The following is a 17,826-nucleotide window of genomic DNA, read 5'->3' on the forward strand; positions in this document are numbered from 1 at the left end:
TGATTTGGGCTACATTTATAACCTGATGGTATGCAGTTATATTTAAAATCAACAGGTGATGATTTGGTCACTATATTTTTTATAAAAATTCAACTATTTTATTGCTGTAACGATTCAATATGCCCATTTATATGTTTAAAAAGGTTGGTTAAAATATTATCTTAGGATGTTTATTAACCTACAGGTTATCAGCTTTTGCTAATTTTTAAAAAAAATTGTTAAAACTTGCAGGTTTTTATGATTTAGCACAAGGTCTTTATGGACAGTTGGTGAATACTTTGTTACTTTTATGGCCCGGTAGTTTAAATTGGTATTACCAATTTACTTCGGCGAAGATCGAAATAATGTTTATCCATATAAGTATTTGCCTTAAGTAGGCGTTATTGATGCAGGCTGTTTGAGCGCTGCCCAGATTCGAAACGACAAATAAAATAGCCTAATGAGATAGGTTCTAACGGGCTTGGTTCTAACTGACTTATAGTAAATATGGCTTATAGCAAAATCCGCCAACCAAAATTATCAGATGTCATTGAGCAGCGTCTTGAACATCTCATCCTTGAAGGATCTGTGCGTCCAGGGGAGAAGTTGCCGCCTGAACGTGAGTTGGCGAAACAGTTTGATGTGTCACGCCCTTCACTGCGCGAAGCCATTCAGCGGTTAGAAGCTAAAGGTTTTCTTTTTCGCCGTCAGGGTGGGGGGACGTTTGTTCAGAGTAACCTCTGGCAAAGTTTTAGTGATCCACTGGCACAACTACTGGCTGGTCACCCAGAATCTCAATTTGACCTCCTTGAAACCCGCCATGCTTTGGAAGGTGTCGCTGCCTATTACGCGGCACTGCGTGGAACTGACGAAGATTTTGCACGTATTCGGCAATATCACCTTGTTATTCAACAAGCTCAGGAAAGTGGTGATGTCAATGCGGAATCCGAATCTGTTTTGCAATATCAGCTTGTCGTTGCCGAAGCCGCGCATAATGTGGTTCTCCTTCATTTATTACGCTGTATGGCACCTATGCTGGAACAAAATATCCGGCAGAATTTTGAGTTTTTGTATACCCGCCGAGAAATGTTGACGGCTGTCAGCGATCATCGGGCGAAGATTTTTGAAGCGATAATGGCGAGGCAACCAGAGAAAGCCCGTGAGGCATCCCATCGCCATTTAGCTTTTATTGAAGATGTCTTATTGGATCTTAGCCGCGAGCACACTCGCCGCGAGCGATCATTACGACGTCTTCAACAGCATCAGGAATAAAATTAGCTGTGTGGATCTTGAAGTTTGCTGCGTCTGCACAGCTAAGTTGAGTCCCTTTACTGAGGGCGCTAGCGGCAACAACAGTGAGGGCCTATCTTCCAGTCATGACCGGCTGAACGTCAAAGGGTATGACGGGAAGATAGGCTCCAAAACAATCATTAGAAACAGATAACAGATAAGGAATACACCATGTCAGACATTTTGAAAAATGACGTGGATCCGATCGAAACTCGCGACTGGTTACAGGCGATCGAATCGGTCATCCGTGAAGAGGGTGTTGATCGTGCCCAGTTCTTGATTGATCAGGTACTGAACGAAGCACGTAAAGGTGGCGTGAATGTTGCAGCCGGTGCTGCTAACCGCGATTATATCAATACCATTGCTGTTGAGGATGAGCCTGCTTACCCTGGCAATCTGGATTTGGAGCGCCGTATTCGCTCTGCTATTCGTTGGAATGCTGTGATGACCGTGTTGCGGGCGTCCAAAAAAGATCTGGAATTGGGTGGTCACATGGCTTCATTCCAGTCTTCAGCAACCATGTATGAAGTTTGTTTCAACCATTTCTTCCGTGCCCGTAATGAAAATGACGGCGGTGACTTGGTTTATTTCCAAGGTCACATCTCTCCAGGTGTCTACGCTCGTGCTTTCCTTGAAGGCCGTTTAACTGAAGAGCAGATGAATAATTTCCGCCAGGAAATTCATGGCAATGGTCTCTCTTCTTATCCGCATCCGAAATTGATGCCTGAATTCTGGCAGTTCCCAACTGTTTCAATGGGATTGGGGCCAATCGGTGCGATTTATCAGGCTAAGTTCCTGAAATACCTGGAACATCGAGGTCTGAAAGATACTTCCAAGCAGACCGTTTATGCCTTCTTGGGCGACGGTGAAATGGATGAGCCAGAATCCAAAGGGGCGATCACTATCGCAACCCGTGAAAAACTGGATAACTTGGTATTTGTTATCAACTGTAACCTGCAACGTCTGGATGGCCCGGTTACAGGCAATGGCAAAATCGTTAATGAGCTGGAAGGCATTTTTGATGGTGCTGGCTGGCAAGTGATTAAAGTGCTTTGGGGCGAGCGTTGGGATGAACTGCTGCGTAAAGATACCAGCGGTAAATTGATCCAAGTGATGAACGAAACTCTGGATGGTGATTACCAGACGTTCAAATCCAAAGATGGTGCTTATGTACGTCAGCACTTCTTTGGCCGTTACCCAGAGACTGCTGAATTAGTCAAAGATATGACTGATGACCAGATTTGGGCGTTGAACCGTGGTGGTCATGATCCTAAGAAAGTCTTTGCCGCTTTGAAAAAAGCGCAGGAAACTACCGGCAAACCAACGGTTATCCTAGCCCAAACTATCAAAGGTTACGGTATGGGTGATACGGCGGAAGGTAAAAACATCGCTCATCAGGTTAAGAAGATGAATATGGAAGGCGTTCGCCATTTCCGTGATCGTTTCAATGTGCCTGTGGCTGATGAGCAACTCGAAAATCTGCCGTATGTGACTTTTGATAAAGATTCTGAAGAGTACAAATATTTGCACGAGCGTCGTGCAGCGTTGGGTGGCTATCTGCCAAGCCGTCGTACTCATTTTGAAGAGAAGCTGGAACTGCCAACGCTGGAAGATTTTGGTGCGTTGCTGGAAGAACAAAACAAAGAAATTTCTACTACTATCGCTTTCGTTCGTGCTTTGAACGTGATGTTGAAGAACAAGTCAATCAAAGATCGTCTGGTTCCAATCATTGCTGATGAAGCGCGTACTTTTGGTATGGAAGGTCTGTTCCGTCAGATCGGCATCTACAGTCCTAACGGCCAGCAGTATACTCCGCAGGACCGTGAGCAGGTTGCTTACTATAAAGAAGACGCTAAAGGCCAGATTCTGCAAGAAGGCATCAATGAACTGGGTGCTGCTTCATCGTGGCTGGCGGCGGCAACGTCTTACAGCACTAATAACCTGCCAATGATTCCGTTCTACATCTATTACTCTATGTTCGGGTTCCAACGTATTGGCGACATGTGCTGGGCAGCAGGTGACCAACAGGCTCGTGGTTTCTTGATTGGGGGTACTTCTGGTCGTACAACCTTGAATGGTGAAGGTCTGCAACACGAAGATGGGCACAGTCACATTCAGTCTCTGACTATCCCTAACTGTATCTCTTACGATCCGGCATTTGCTTATGAAGTTGCTGTGATTATGCATGATGGTTTGGAGCGTATGTATGGTGAGAAGCAAGAGAACATTTACTACTACATCACCACGCTGAACGAAAACTACCACATGCCGGCGATGCCAAAAGGTGCAGAAGAAGGTATCCGTAAAGGTATCTACAAGCTGGAAAGCTTGGAAGGTAGTAAAGGTAAAGTTCAGCTATTGGGTTCTGGTTCTATTCTGCGTCATGTTCGTGAAGCAGCACAGATTCTGGCTAACGATTATGGTGTGGGTTCTGATGTGTACAGCGTGACTTCATTCACTGAACTGGCTCGTGACGGTCAGGATTGTGAACGTTGGAACATGTTGCACCCAACAGAAACGCCACGTGTACCTTATGTTGCTCAGATCATGAATGAAGCACCGGCAGTAGCTTCTACTGACTATATGAAGCTGTTCGCAGAACAAATTCGTAACTTCATCCCTGCAAGCGAATTCCGCGTATTGGGTACTGACGGTTTCGGTCGTTCCGATAGCCGTGAAAACCTGCGTCATCATTTTGAAGTTGATGCTTCTTACGTGGTAGTTGCTGCTTTGGGTGAACTGGCTAAGCGCGGCGAAATCGACGTGAGTGTTGTGGAAGAAGCGATCAAGAAATACAACATTAACCCAGAAAAAGTTAACCCGCGTCTGGCATAAGAGGTAAAGAATCAATGGCTATCGAAATTAAGGTACCGGATATCGGTGCGGATGAAGTTGAAGTCACCGAAATCATGGTGAAAGTTGGCGATACAGTAGAAGCTGACCAATCGCTGATTACCGTGGAAGGTGATAAGGCTTCTATGGAAGTTCCATCCCCTCAGGCGGGTGTTGTTAAAGCGATCATCATTGCGGTTGGCGATAAAGTTGAAACTGGCAAACCGATTATGATTTTTGATTCCGCGGAAGGGGCTGTAGAAGCTGCGCCAGCGGAAGAGTCAGCAGCGGTAACATTGTCTTCGCGTATGGCAGAGTCAGAACCAGTCGCTTCTGCGGCTATGAATGTTCATGTACCGGATATCGGTGGTGATGAAGTCGAAGTTACCGAAGTGATGGTGAAAGTTGGCGACGCAGTGGAAGCTGAACAATCGCTGATCACCGTAGAGGGCGATAAAGCCTCTATGGAAGTACCAGCGCCATTCGCAGGTATCGTCAAGGAAATCAAAATCAAAGCCGGTGATAAAGTGGAAACCGGTTCTATGATCATGATATTCGAAGTCGCGGGTGCAGCGCCTGCTGCTCCGGCAGCCTCAGCTCCAGCTCCAGCGCCAGTGGCTGAACCAGAGAAAGCGGCAGCACCGGTTATTGCTAGCAGAAGTTTCGTAGAAGAAGACAAAAATGATTTCGCTGAAAATAGCGCTTATGTTCATGCAACGCCGGTGATCCGTCGTCTGGCGCGTGAATTCGGCGTTAACTTGGCTAAAGTGAAAGGTACAGGGCGTAAAGGCCGTGTTCTGCGTGAAGACGTTCAGGCTTACGTGAAAGACGCGGTTAAACGTGCTGAATCTGCTCCTGCATCAGCCGGTGGTGGTCTGCCTGGTATGCTGCCTTGGCCGAAAGTTGATTTCAGCAAATTTGGTGAAATTGAAGAAGTTGAACTGGGCCGTATTCAGAAAATCTCTGGTGCTAACCTGAGCCGTAACTGGGTGATGATCCCTCATGTTACTCAGTTCGACGAAACGGATATCACTGAAGTTGAAAACTTCCGCAAACAGCAGAATCAGGAAGCGGAGAAGAAACAGCTTGGCGTGAAGATTACTCCGCTAGTATTCATCATGAAAGCGGTAGCAAAAGCGCTGGAAGAGATGCCGCGCTTTAACAGCTCTATCTCGGAAGATGGCCAGAAACTGACGCTGAAAAAATACATCAACATTGGTGTGGCGGTTGATACGCCTAATGGTCTGGTGGTTCCAGTGTTCCGTGACGTTAATAAGAAAGGCATCATTGAATTGTCTCGTGAGCTGACTGAAATGTCTAAGAAAGCTCGTGCTGGCAAACTGACTGCATCCGATATGCAGGGTGGATGCTTCACTATTTCAAGCCTGGGCGGTATCGGCGGCACAGCATTTACGCCAATCGTTAATGCACCAGAAGTGGCTATCTTGGGCGTATCTCGCTCATCAATGAAGCCGGTATGGAATGGTAAAGAGTTTGTACCACGTTTGATGTTGCCTCTGTCGCTCTCCTTCGATCACCGAGTGATCGATGGCGCTGATGGTGCGCGTTTCATCACATTTATTAATCATGCGATGAGCGATATCCGCCGTCTGGTGATGTAATCTCAAAGGCCGGCCATGTGCCGGCCTGATTGTTATTGCGGTGACAGAGGAACTACTTACATCTGGTGAGTTTGTTGCGAGTTCTGTCACGTTAACGCGCTTTTCAGGTTATTAACAATTCTGTAAACTGCTCGCGGTGTGTAGGTCCCGGTGGAATATATCGTTTTTGGTGCCTGACCCACCGGACAAACAATTAAGAGGTCATGATGAGTACTGAAATTAAAACCCAGGTTGTGGTGCTTGGGGCAGGTCCAGCAGGGTATTCTGCTGCTTTTCGTTGCGCGGATTTAGGTTTGGAAACCGTCCTGGTGGAACGTTACTCTACCTTAGGTGGTGTTTGTCTTAACGTTGGTTGTATCCCTTCTAAGGCATTGCTGCATGTAGCAAAAGTGATTGAGGAAGCTAAAGCGCTGGCAGATCATGGCATCGTTTTTGGTGAACCTAAAACAGACATCGAAAAAGTCCGTGTTTGGAAAGAAAAAGTTATTAATCAGCTAACCGGTGGCTTGGCTGGTATGGCTAAAGGCCGTAAAGTTAAAGTGGTTAATGGTTTTGGTAAATTTACGGGAGCTAACACGCTGGTTGTTGAAGGTGAAGGTGGCGCAACAACGATTAATTTTGATAACGCCATTATTGCCGCGGGTTCCCGTCCTATTCAACTGCCATTTATTCCTCATGATGACCCGCGCGTTTGGGATTCTACCGATGCTTTGGCGCTGACAACGGTTCCTGGCCGTTTGTTGGTCATGGGCGGAGGTATTATCGGTCTGGAAATGGGAACCGTTTACCACGCTCTGGGCTCTCAGATTGATGTCGTTGAAATGTTGGATCAAGTGATTCCTGCGGCTGATAAAGACGTGGTGAAAGTCTTTACCAAACGTATCAGCAAACAATTCAATCTGATGCTGGAAACCAAAGTTACCGTGGTAGAAGCTAAAGAAGATGGTATCTACGTCACGATGGAAGGCAAAAACGCACCGGCAGAACCACAGCGTTATGACGCGGTTCTGGTTGCCATCGGTCGTGTACCTAACGGTAAAATGCTGGATGCAGGTAAAGCCGGTGTTGAAGTTGACGACCGTGGCTTTATCCATGTTGATAAGCAAATGCGCACCAATGTACCGCACATCTTTGCTATTGGCGACATCGTTGGTCAGCCTATGTTGGCGCATAAAGGTGTTCACGAAGGTCACGTTGCGGCGGAAGTTATTTCCGGTAAGAAACACTACTTTGATCCAAAAGTGATTCCATCTATTGCTTACACTGAACCAGAAGTTGCATGGGTTGGCTTGACTGAGAAAGAAGCGAAAGAGAAAGGTATTAGCTATGAAACGGCAACTTTCCCGTGGGCAGCTTCTGGCCGCGCAATTGCTTCTGATTGTGCTGACGGTATGACCAAACTGATTTTCGATAAAGAAAGCAATCGTATTATCGGTGGTGCTATTGTTGGTACTAACGGTGGTGAACTGCTAGGTGAAATTGGTCTGGCAATTGAGATGGGTTGTGATGCGGAAGATATCGCGTTGACCATTCATGCTCACCCAACGTTGCATGAATCGGTAGGTCTGGCTGCTGAAATCTTTGAAGGCAGTATTACTGATTTGCCAAATGCGAAAGCAAAGAAAAAGAAATAATTTCTTAAATCGATTAATCTAATTTACTCAAGCGGCCTCCATTTATATGGGGGCCGTTTTTTATTCTGGTATGACCTGTTTGAAGAAACACGGCATAAAAAGTATGGATTTTGTGGGTGTTACTGGCAAAAATCAGCGGAATAATCTGTTTTAATAGCTTTGTCTGCTGTTAATTCAGAATATTACTATCAGTTAATGTTACTTTTATGTGAACGAATTAACATCGCATTCAAATTTTGGTATGCTGGATGCCCGAAGCTGGGCATAACTTGTTTGTACTTACTAAGTTATGCCGGCAATCCTCTGACCTGGCACCCGGAACCATAATTAACAACCTGTCCCTGGAGGGGCTATTGTTGCGAAAACACATGTTGTTACGCAAAGATTATAGCTTGCGAGGCAGGTTCCAAGGCGGGTGCAGAGCCGGGTAGATAAAATGACAATGAGAGCGAGGAGAAAGTCGTGCTAGAAGAATACCGCAAGCACGTAGCCGAGCGTGCAGCCCAAGGCGTCGTCCCTAAACCATTGGACGCGACACAAGCGGCGGCGCTGGTTGAGTTACTGAAGAGCCCACCAACAGGTGAAGAAGATTTTCTGTTAGATCTGCTGATTAACCGTGTTCCCCCTGGCGTTGACGAAGCGGCGTATGTAAAAGCCGGTTTTCTTGCCGCCATTGCGAAAGGCGAAACTATTTCACCACTAATCACGCCAGAAAAGGCGATTGAACTGCTTGGAACGATGCAAGGCGGTTATAATATTCATCCTTTGATTGATGCTCTGGATAATGAAAAACTGGCTCCAATTGCAGCTAAAGCGCTCTCTCATACTTTGTTGATGTTTGACAACTTCTATGATGTAGAAGAAAAAGCAAAAGCAGGTAATCCACAAGCCAAACAAATTATGCAATCTTGGGCTGATGCGCAGTGGTATCTGGAACGCCCTGAATTGGCAGAAAAAATTACAGTCACGGTATTTAAAGTGACGGGTGAAACAAACACTGACGATTTATCTCCCGCGCAGGATGCATGGTCACGCCCTGATATTCCGCTGCATGCTTTGGCAATGTTGAAAAATGCTCGCGAAGGAATTGTCCCGGATCAAGCTGGTGTTATTGGTCCAATCAAACAGATTGAAGAACTGAGTAAGAAAGGCTATCCGCTGGCTTATGTCGGTGATGTTGTGGGTACAGGTTCTTCCCGCAAATCGGCCACTAACTCAGTGTTGTGGTTTATGGGCGAAGATATCCCCTTTGTGCCAAACAAACGTGGTGGTGGCGTTGTTCTGGGCGGTAAAATTGCGCCAATCTTCTTCAATACAATGGAAGATGCCGGTGCACTGCCAATAGAGATGGATGTAACCAAATTAAATATGGGTGATGTGATTGATGTCTACCCATATAAAGGGGAGGTGCGTCACCACGAAACCAATGAGCTATTGGCTGAATTTGGACTGAAAACAGATGTATTGTTGGATGAAGTTCGTGCCGGTGGCCGTATTCCACTGATTATTGGTCGCGGTTTGACCAGTAAGGCGCGTGAGTCTCTTGGTTTACCTCCCAGTGATGTCTTCCGTCAGGCGAAAGCGGTTGAGGAAAGTAGTCGCGGTTTCTCCTTGGCTCAGAAAATGGTTGGCCGGGCATGTGGCACGGCGGGTATTCGTCCAGGTGAGTACTGTGAACCTAAAATGACCTCTGTTGGTTCTCAGGATACAACTGGCCCAATGACCCGTGACGAACTGAAAGATCTGGCGTGTTTGGGTTTTTCTGCGGATCTGGTTATGCAGTCATTCTGCCATACGGCTGCTTATCCTAAGCCAGTTGATGTCACCACTCACCATACCTTGCCTGACTTCATTATGAATCGTGGCGGTGTTTCTCTGCGTCCGGGTGATGGCATCATTCACTCATGGCTGAACCGTATGTTGCTACCTGATACGGTTGGTACCGGTGGTGATTCCCATACCCGTTTCCCAATTGGTATTTCTTTCCCGGCAGGTTCTGGCTTGGTGGCGTTTGCTGCCGCGACGGGGGTGATGCCTTTGGATATGCCAGAATCGGTGTTGGTTCGTTTTAAAGGGCAGATGCAGCCCGGTATTACTTTGCGTGATTTGGTTCATGCGATTCCTTACTATGCGATTCAGCAAGGTCTTTTGACGGTTGAAAAGAAAGGCAAGAAAAACATCTTCTCTGGCCGTATCCTCGAAATCGAAGGTTTGCCAGATCTGAAAGTTGAGCAGGCGTTTGAGCTGGCGGATGCTTCTGCGGAGCGCTCTGCGGCGGGCTGTACCATTAAATTGGATAAAGCACCGATTATTGAATACCTGCAATCCAATATTGTGTTGCTGAAATGGATGATTGCCGAAGGTTATGGTGACCGTCGTACACTGGAACGCCGTGTAACGGGTATGGAAAACTGGCTGAAAGATCCTCAACTGCTGGAAGCCGATGCTGATGCAGAATACGCAGCGGTTATCGAAATCGATCTGGCCGAAATTAAAGAGCCTATTCTGTGCGCACCGAATGATCCCGATGATGCTCGTTTACTGTCTGATGTAGCTAACAGTAAGATTGATGAAGTTTTTATCGGTTCTTGTATGACTAACATTGGTCATTTCCGTGCAGCCGGTAAATTATTGGATCAACATAAAGGTCAATTACCGACTCGTTTGTGGGTTGCTCCGCCAACGAAAATGGATGCGGCTCAACTCACAGAGGAAGGTTATTACAGTATCTTTGGTAAGAGTGGAGCACGGGTTGAAATTCCTGGTTGTTCCTTGTGTATGGGTAACCAAGCACGTGTTGCTGACGGTGTAACTGTGGTTTCCACTTCGACTCGTAACTTCCCAAATCGTCTGGGAACGGGGGCGAATGTTTACCTGGCATCGGCTGAACTGGCTGCTGTAGCTTCTCTATTGGGACGCCTGCCTACACCGGAAGAGTACCAGCAATTTATGGCTAAAGTTGATGAGACCGCGGAAGATACTTACCGTTATCTCAATTTTGATCAACTGAACCAATACACTGAAAAAGCGGATGATGTGATTTTCCAAACCGCGGTGTAATTGCGATATATTGCAATATGAACGAATGGGAGGTAAAAACCTCCCATTTTAGATTGCTGGTTTTTAACGTTTCGATTATCACTGCTGAGTTTTTATCAATGATAAAACAAGTATTAAGAAAAGTTGTTTTTTGCTTATCAGTGTGGTTTTAGCATTTGGAAAAAAGACAAGCATATCGTTAAAAAGCAGATAAAAACTTTAATCACTAAAGGTAAAAAGTAGTGATTAACGATTTTTTAAAGTGGGTAAAAATGCGATGTTATAGCTGACATGAAAAGAGGAAACATCAGGGAAAACGGATTTTAAATTGATTAATCAGGGGGCGGAATAACAATATTAATCGTGTTGATAAAATTATCAGCGAAAAGAATAAAAACGTTTTTCAGCATTAAAAGCTATTAAAGAAACTGGCTTTGATTTTAATATTATTAATAAACCTGTTGCTCTTTTTGGTTTTAAACTTAAAAAATAAAAACAAAAAAACCTAATTATCGGCATAAAAAATCACAAATAAATGATTTTATACCACATGAATCGGGTTATTTTCAGTGTTATTACATTGCATTTTTTATGTAAAAATGCAATACCTTAAATATGTCGGTTTACACTGTTTTAACTCGTTCGGTCGCTATAATATTTTAGTCTATTTTCAATGACATAAAAAATACTTTCCTTTTTTAAATGGGTTTTCGGCAGCCTAAAAGGGAGTTAAAATCCGCCATTTTATTATCTCATTATCTTTTATAAATGATGTTGATTTTACAGCGAGCTATCATTAAATAGGCGTGGTTAAAAACTTTTTATGTAGTATTTAATTATTGATTAAATATTTAAATTTACCATGAGAATCCGCGTAATTCTATTTCTACCGATAATCGGCGCGTCTAATTATTCTTAGGCGCGCCAGCAATATTCGTCATGTTGAATATTGGTTAGCTGATAGTTATTTCCAAAGAATGAAAGTTACACTTCATAATCAAAGACGATGATATCGTCGGCAGAATCTATAAGCAGATCTTTTAATTTGTCATGCTTAGGGTGAGACAAATAATTTGAAATAGCCTTTTGATCATCAAATGTCATGGTGATGGCATGTGTAAAACCTTTATTTTTATTTTCACTACTTACATTACCTCCCCATTCAACAGCAGAAATACCTGTGATTTGATGCTGCATAGAAATTGCGGTATCTCTTATCATCATTAATTGTTGTTCTTTTATTTCGGGTGTGAATTTTAACAAAAGAATATGACGTATCATAATAATAGCTCCTAAGAAGTGGCTTTGTTTTTCCAGACAAGATAGAAAATAACTGGTTGTACTGCAAGACTCTTGAATATACCTCATCGATTAGTGGGCGAGTGTTCGATTTTGCTGTTTTTGTTTCTCTGAGATATTATTAATTATAGTGTATTTGTCTATATTTGCACTGAGGCTGAACTCTTCTCCGATGAAAGCCATAGCGGACACAAACTTCAAGGATAGCTTAGAGTGGACATTTCGGTTATCCAGGTGCAAACCATATCGTTGTGTCAGCATAGAGGCGTTAATCTCACTTCTTGTCAGTTTGTGGGCTGATTCTGGGGCGGAATTGCTAGGAAATTTAGAACGGAAAGAACGCACCGGAGGTTAATGATGGACTACGAATTTTTGCTGGATGTTACTGGGAAGGTGACTAGCCGATTCTCAATGGATCATGAAGCTATTGGTCAGTGGCTGAATGAAGAAGTTAATGGTGATTTAACAGTGATAGATAAAGTTGCCGCAGCACTGGCTGAAATTAAAGGTAGTGAACGTCAATGGCAACTTGTGGGTCACGAATATACGCTGCTAATGGATGACGAAGAGGTTATGGTTCGTGCTAATCAGCTTGAGTTTGAAACTGATTCGATGGAGGAGGGCATGAGCTATTACGATAATGAGAGCCTGTCTTTTTGTGGTACCAAGGATTTTCTTGATATGTTGACTGATTATCGGGACTTTATTTTAAAAAACGATTGGTAAAAAGCTGTATATAGGCAAAAAGAACTCTCTGGCACGATAGGTTTTTTTCTTACTGTTAATGGTTGCTATGAAGGATAGTCATTGAGTCATTTTACTCAATGATAGTTGAATAGCTAAAGAATCAAGGTGGTTTTAATGGAAGATATCAATCTGTCTGGTGGCATTAATGAAGCTACAAGCTGGCTTATTAATCATCAGGATTTAATTATTCAATATCTGGTCAATACTGTTGCTGCTATTCTGATTCTTGTTCTGGGGTTGATGGCGGCGAAACTCATTAGTAAGGGCGTGAGAAGAGTTATGTCATTGCGGGGCATTGATGTAACGGTATCAGATTTCTTGGCTGCGATCGTTCGTTATTCGATTATTGCGTTTACTATTATTGCCGTTCTGGGCAAATTAGGTGTTCAGACGGCTTCTGTCATTGCGGTTATCGGTGCTGCTGGTTTGGCTGTTGGTTTGGCTTTACAAGGTTCTTTATCCAACTTTGCCGCAGGGGTATTGCTGGTGGCTTTTCGTCCAATCCGTGCGGGCGAATATGTTATTCTGGGCGCAGTTGAGGGCACGGTTGTTCAGGTGCAGATTTTCTCTACTACATTGCGTACAGCGGATGACAAGATCATCGTAATCCCGAACGGGAAAATTATTGCTGATAATGTTATTAATACCAGCCGTGAACCGAATCGCCGAACCCAGATTATGGTCGGTGTTGCATATAATGCGGATATTGATGAAGTTAAAAAAGTATTAGGTGATGTTATTGCCGCAGACAACCGTATTCAGCATGATAAAGGCGTGACGATTCGTTTGCATGAAATGGCACCTTCTTCACTGAATTTTGTTGTGCGTGTATGGACAACCAATGGTGATGCTTGGGAGGTTTATTGGGATTTGATGGAGAATTTTAAACGTACATTGGATAAACACAATATCAGCATTCCTTATCCACAAATGGATGTTTATTTGCATCAGAACCAAGCTATGGCGCGGAATAAGATGAGTGATTAGTCAGAGGTCATTGGATAATAACCATCTGATAGTGTGAATGGAATGTAAATTTTCACCGGTAAATTAGCGCCGCGTTATTCATAGCGCGGCGCTCTGTTCTCCTGACTTATTTTATTGACATAAGGTATTAAAGTTGTTTTTGATGAAATCATCGTTGATATCTTCTGTCAGTGCTATTTTCTTGTTATCAGATAAGCAAAGGACAGCGGATGAAACATCTGAAGTATGGAAATTAATATCAGCAGTGACTATCCCATCACCTTTTTCACCTTGTATTTTTAGAATAAAACGTTCACAGCCTTTTTTACACAAGAAAGGCTGATAATGACTGAGCTCTACGTCTGTAATATTTGCTGTACCAATATAATATCCAATTATTTCATAGTGGTTTAATGTCTTTTCAACATCATTTCGCAGCAAATAGTAGTTTCTGATAGTAAGAGTAGCAATAATAATGATGACTAATAGCATGAAACCGGTAATTTTTTTCAAAATAATCTCTTCCTCTTATTTTCATGGCATTGATAGATTCATTAACGCTTTTAGTGTGTATTAGCTTGATTTTCTTTGAATTAATCAAATGGTTTTCCTATAAAAATCTGCTTTTTGGTTGGTTATTAAAATTTCTTATGATCAATTAGAAGCATTTATTTCCTCTAATGAGCTATTCTTCTTAATATTCTGAACATTGAAATAGCAAAGTGAATAATTATTGAGGAGTTTTTTTATGTTATCGACATTTGTGCAGGGTTTTTTTCTTAGCGCAGCAATGATTTTGCCTCTTGGTCCACAAAATGCCTTTGTTATGCAACAAGGTAGCAAGAGACAATTTCATTTGATGAGCGCAACTTTGTGCGCGATCAGTGATGGTTTTCTGATTGGTGTCGGTGTATTTGGTGGCAGTGCATTACTTAGTCAGTCAACTTTACTCTTGCAATTTGTCACCTGGGGGGGTGTTGCTTTTTTATTCTGGTATGGATGGGGGGCTTTACGTGTAGTTTTGTTTGCCAATATTGAACAAGTGCAGGCGAGTAGTACAGCAAAAAACCGTTGGCGGGTCATTGCGATTATCTTTGCGGTCACTTGGTTAAATCCGCATGTTTATTTAGATACCATTGTTGTTCTGGGTAGTATTGGTGGTCAGTTATCTTCCGAACTCAGGCCCTGGTTTACTTTTGGTGCGGCAAGCGCTTCTGTTAGTTGGTTTTTTTCTCTGTCATTGCTGGCCGCATGGTTTTCTCCTGTGCTAAATAAGCCGCTTTCTCAGCGGATTATTAATGGGTTTATCTGTGTCATTATGTGGTATATCGCATGGCAACTTGCTAAGCAGGGATTACTAATTTCTGATTGAGCTGGACACTTCTTTGCATGCAGTCTCTGTGTTAGTGTTTTATTCATCCCATATATATTTCGGTTTTTCCGTGGGATGAACATTTTCTGTAACAGGTTTTCTTCGGAGGTTGTGTGAAATTGAAATCATTAGGGTTGGCCGCCATGTTAAGTGCCGGGGTGCCACTTGCTGCACAGGCTGCTGATTTACCCGGAGTCCCTCATGTTATTACTTCTGGTAATGCGGTAGTGAAAGCTGAACCGGATATAGCAACATTGATGATTAACGTCAATATTTCTGCTAAAGATGCATCTGGGGCTAAAAAGCAGGTTGATGAGTTGGTTGCTAAGTATTTTGATTTTCTGAAAAAGAGCGGTATTGAAAAGAAAGATATTAATGCCGCGAATCTGCGTACTCAGCCTGATTATGAGTACGATAATGTATCTGGCAAATCGGTGCTGAAAGGCTATCGTGCGATCCGTTCAGTGGAGGTGAAGGTTCGTAAGTTAGATCAACTTAATGATCTGCTAGATGGTGCATTAAAAGCGGGTTTGAATGAAATAGTATCTGTTCAGTTTGGGGTGGACAATCCGCAAAAATATCGTGATGAAGCCCGCCAGAAAGCCATTGAAAATGCGATTGAACAAGCTGATGCATTGGCGAAAGGCTTTAATAGCAGTGTTGGTTCGATATACAGTATCAATTACCGAGCGCCAGAGGTAATTGACCATATGAAGTATCGCAATGCTGATGTGATGATGGCGGGAGGTGCTGCTGCTGGAGTGGGTGAAACTTACCAGCAGGATAGCATCAATTTCAGCGATCAGGTTGATGTTGTGTTTGAACTAAAACCTTAATCAGTGTCATCTTGTCTTAACATCTGACGCCCAAATTTCAACAGGGCGTCAGTCACTTTTTTCATAGTCCTGCTTTCCGGTGCGAAACGATGCCAATAGAGCATCCGGCGCTGACATAGACCCGGTGTCAGGTCAATCAGTTCACCATTTTTCAATTCCTGATCAATCTGTAAATGGGGGATCATACAACAGGTGGAACCCTGCTTTGCCAGTTGTACAAAGGCTTCAGATGAATTGACGATATGACATGGAACGCTACCCGGAGACAACTCGAAATTCTGTTGTAAAAATGCCTGATGCATATCATCCAGATGGTCGAATGCAACCGCAGGGGCTTTTAGTAACGCCGAACGGGTAACGCCATTTGGGAAATAACGGGCAGCAAATTCTGGTGAGGCGACAAACAGATAATCCAGTGCGCCTAATTTATCGACCAGACAACTGGGTAAGGGTTGTGGTTGAATACTGACCGCACCAACGACTTCACCTCTTCTCAACTGTTCCTGAGTCCGAGTTTCATCTTCAACTTGAATATTGAGTCGGATAGGCAAATCAGAGAGTACCGGGTGTAGTGCCGGTAACAGCCAGGTTGCTAAGCTGTCAGCGTTGACGGCCAGTGAAAGCAGCAATGGAATATCTGTACCCTGTTCATCGCCTAGCCATTGTTCTTCCAACAACTCTACCTGATGTAATAGAGCCAGTAATTTTTGTCCTTGTTCGGTGGGGCGCGGAGGAACGGTGCGTACTAGCAGAGGTTGACCGAACAGATTTTCCAACTGTTTGATACGTTGAGAAACTGCGGATTGAGTGATACAGAGTTTCTGGGCAGCACGCTCGAAGCCGCGTTCTCGGATCACCGCATCCAAGGCTTGCAGTGTTCGGTAGTCAGGGCGTTTCATTGTAGAAAGATTCTCCACTTATTTTGCTGAGTAGCACTATTTATTTTTCTGAATATCACTATGCCATATTTTCTTGATGGATGAGGCAATTTATCTGGTGGGTCGTAAAATCCTACCTTCCAGAAATTACTCATGTTATACCCAATTTGGATAAATTTTTGTTGGTTAGTCGCCTTTGGGAAGGTGGTTCCATTTTTGAAGACTAAGTTTGTTGATGTGGTTGAATAGGCGATATGCTCAGGCGAAAGCATCGGGTGAGGCTGTTTTTGTTAGCTTAATAGTTAATTTTTGATTGAACTCGGGATTGTTTACATGTTTCGCTTAGGTGTGGCTTTTTTATAAAGTTGTTCAAAAAGCGTGACTTTGGGCTATTTAATAACAATGTAAGTAAGGTTGTTTTGTTATGCTGTCGCTGAAGCATGTTGCACAATTAACATACAATACTTTGCAGTTATATATGGATCAGAGAGGAATAGATTTGGCGGTTGGTCCTATCTCTGACAGCGACGCAAATATGCTAACAGGAGCATATGGTGAGCTAAACTGGGACTATTATATTACAGAGGTTGGTAATCGACATGATTGTTTCAGCTTATGTATAAAATTTGTCATATCAAGGGAAAATCTCCAAATTGAATCTGCTCCGGCTGGAGTCGCTTTGTCTACATATGATTTGAATGATAAGAGTTTTAACATTCATGTATTGGAAAATTTTGTGAAGGATATAGAAAATCATCCATTGCATCGGAAGATGCTTTTGTATACTCTGTATGCAACATTGATTTTTATGGATATGTCTGGTGGTGAAGACATCAGGATTCATGAACCCGTTAGGGATAAAATAGCTTACTATCGTTCGTTTGGTTTTGAGTTAGAGCGCTGTGGATATGTAATGTCGTGTGATATTAAGACATTAACGGCAAAATTGAAAAGTAGGTCTAAGGAGTTAGCTTTCTGACATCTCTGCGTTTCTATGCTCGTTATAGTGCCCAAGTAGACTAGGTAGAACGAACCGAGTGTAAAATAGCTATTTTGTTCATTTGGATTTGTTGCGATGGTCATAACCAAGAGATTTTGTCGGGAATTTTTTGTCCTGTATGACGAAATCAGTTCAGTAATGTGAAGTTGTTTTATGAGGTGTTGCTAATGAGAACACAAAAAGAACCGATGTTCGATACCATTCAAACGTATAAAAAAGCTGGAGAGACCTTGGATTTTCTCATGAAAGTAGGTCCGGTTTTGGAAGAACATGCACAGGCACCAAGCCAAGAAAAGCAAGGTCGTCGTCGCAACAAAGAAGCAGCATAAACA

14 protein-coding genes are annotated in these 17,826 nt (G+C 43.3%); 11 read left to right on the forward strand and 3 right to left on the reverse strand.

The window, feature by feature from the left end; all coding sequences use genetic code 11:
- Positions 1 to 486: 486 nt before the first annotated feature.
- The 5 genes from pdhR (at position 487) to acnB (ending at position 10,417) form a co-directional block, all read left to right on the forward strand.
- Positions 487 to 1,251: a pyruvate dehydrogenase complex transcriptional repressor PdhR gene (gene pdhR, locus EAE91_RS00775; RefSeq protein WP_214086837.1), complete on the forward strand. Its 765-nt coding sequence runs from the start codon at positions 487 to 489 to the stop codon at positions 1,249 to 1,251.
- Positions 1,252 to 1,440: 189 nt separating this feature from the next.
- On the forward strand, positions 1,441 to 4,104 hold the full coding sequence (aceE, locus tag EAE91_RS00780; protein ID WP_214086838.1) for a pyruvate dehydrogenase (acetyl-transferring), homodimeric type: 2,664 nt from the start codon (positions 1,441 to 1,443) through the stop codon (positions 4,102 to 4,104).
- A gap of 14 nt (positions 4,105 to 4,118) precedes the next feature.
- Positions 4,119 to 5,723, forward strand: coding sequence for a pyruvate dehydrogenase complex dihydrolipoyllysine-residue acetyltransferase (aceF, locus tag EAE91_RS00785; RefSeq protein ID WP_214086839.1), 1,605 nt, complete (start codon positions 4,119 to 4,121; stop codon positions 5,721 to 5,723).
- 206 nt (positions 5,724 to 5,929) lie between these two features.
- Positions 5,930 to 7,357, forward strand: a complete 1,428-nt coding sequence (gene lpdA / locus EAE91_RS00790) for a dihydrolipoyl dehydrogenase (RefSeq protein ID WP_214086840.1) — start codon at positions 5,930 to 5,932, stop codon at positions 7,355 to 7,357.
- Between the two features lie 462 nt (positions 7,358 to 7,819).
- Complete coding sequence (acnB, locus tag EAE91_RS00795; RefSeq protein WP_214086841.1) at positions 7,820 to 10,417, forward strand: bifunctional aconitate hydratase 2/2-methylisocitrate dehydratase; 2,598 nt, start codon at positions 7,820 to 7,822, stop codon at positions 10,415 to 10,417.
- A gap of 963 nt (positions 10,418 to 11,380) precedes the next feature.
- Here acnB and EAE91_RS00800 read toward each other — a convergent pair.
- Positions 11,381 to 11,677 (reverse strand): Dabb family protein, encoded by a 297-nt coding sequence (locus EAE91_RS00800; protein WP_214086842.1) that lies wholly within the window; start codon positions 11,675 to 11,677, stop codon positions 11,381 to 11,383.
- A 375-nt stretch (positions 11,678 to 12,052) separates the two neighbouring features.
- On the opposite strand from EAE91_RS00800, the gene EAE91_RS00805 reads away from it, so the two are divergent.
- Both EAE91_RS00805 and mscS read left to right on the forward strand, forming a co-directional pair.
- Positions 12,053 to 12,421: a YacL family protein gene (locus EAE91_RS00805; protein WP_214086843.1), complete on the forward strand. Its 369-nt coding sequence runs from the start codon at positions 12,053 to 12,055 to the stop codon at positions 12,419 to 12,421.
- A gap of 135 nt (positions 12,422 to 12,556) precedes the next feature.
- Positions 12,557 to 13,429 carry a small-conductance mechanosensitive channel MscS gene (gene mscS, locus EAE91_RS00810; RefSeq protein ID WP_214086844.1) on the forward strand — a complete coding sequence of 291 codons (873 nt, stop codon included), beginning with the start codon at positions 12,557 to 12,559 and terminating at the stop codon, positions 13,427 to 13,429.
- Between the two features lie 111 nt (positions 13,430 to 13,540).
- Here mscS and EAE91_RS00815 read toward each other — a convergent pair whose 3' ends face one another.
- On the reverse strand, positions 13,541 to 13,921 hold the full coding sequence (locus EAE91_RS00815; RefSeq protein WP_214086845.1) for a hypothetical protein: 381 nt from the start codon (positions 13,919 to 13,921) through the stop codon (positions 13,541 to 13,543).
- 235 nt (positions 13,922 to 14,156) lie between these two features.
- Between EAE91_RS00815 and argO the strand changes: the two genes are divergently transcribed.
- Together argO and EAE91_RS00825 are read left to right on the forward strand one after the other, a co-directional pair.
- Positions 14,157 to 14,780: an arginine exporter ArgO gene (argO, locus tag EAE91_RS00820; RefSeq protein ID WP_214086846.1), complete on the forward strand. Its 624-nt coding sequence runs from the start codon at positions 14,157 to 14,159 to the stop codon at positions 14,778 to 14,780.
- Positions 14,781 to 14,893: 113 nt separating this feature from the next.
- Positions 14,894 to 15,616 carry an oxidative stress defense protein gene (locus tag EAE91_RS00825; RefSeq protein WP_214086847.1) on the forward strand — a complete coding sequence of 241 codons (723 nt, stop codon included), beginning with the start codon at positions 14,894 to 14,896 and terminating at the stop codon, positions 15,614 to 15,616.
- On the opposite strand, the gene EAE91_RS00830 is transcribed toward EAE91_RS00825, so the two are convergent.
- A complete protein-coding gene (locus tag EAE91_RS00830) occupies positions 15,613 to 16,515 on the reverse strand; it encodes a LysR family transcriptional regulator ArgP (protein WP_214086848.1) in 903 nt (300 codons plus the stop codon). The two genes, EAE91_RS00825 and EAE91_RS00830, sit on opposite strands and share 4 nt — an antisense overlap.
- A 403-nt stretch (positions 16,516 to 16,918) precedes the next feature.
- On the opposite strand from EAE91_RS00830, the gene EAE91_RS00835 reads away from it, so the two are divergent.
- Together EAE91_RS00835 and EAE91_RS00840 are read left to right on the forward strand one after the other, a co-directional pair.
- Positions 16,919 to 17,473 carry a hypothetical protein gene (locus EAE91_RS00835; protein ID WP_214086849.1) on the forward strand — a complete coding sequence of 185 codons (555 nt, stop codon included), beginning with the start codon at positions 16,919 to 16,921 and terminating at the stop codon, positions 17,471 to 17,473.
- Between the two features lie 188 nt (positions 17,474 to 17,661).
- Positions 17,662 to 17,823 carry a hypothetical protein gene (locus EAE91_RS00840; protein WP_214086850.1) on the forward strand — a complete coding sequence of 54 codons (162 nt, stop codon included), beginning with the start codon at positions 17,662 to 17,664 and terminating at the stop codon, positions 17,821 to 17,823.
- Positions 17,824 to 17,826: the final 3 nt, after the last annotated feature.

The sequence above is a fragment of the Photorhabdus noenieputensis genome (genome assembly GCF_018448935.1).
Taxonomy (GTDB): Bacteria; Pseudomonadota; Gammaproteobacteria; order Enterobacterales; family Enterobacteriaceae; genus Photorhabdus; species Photorhabdus noenieputensis.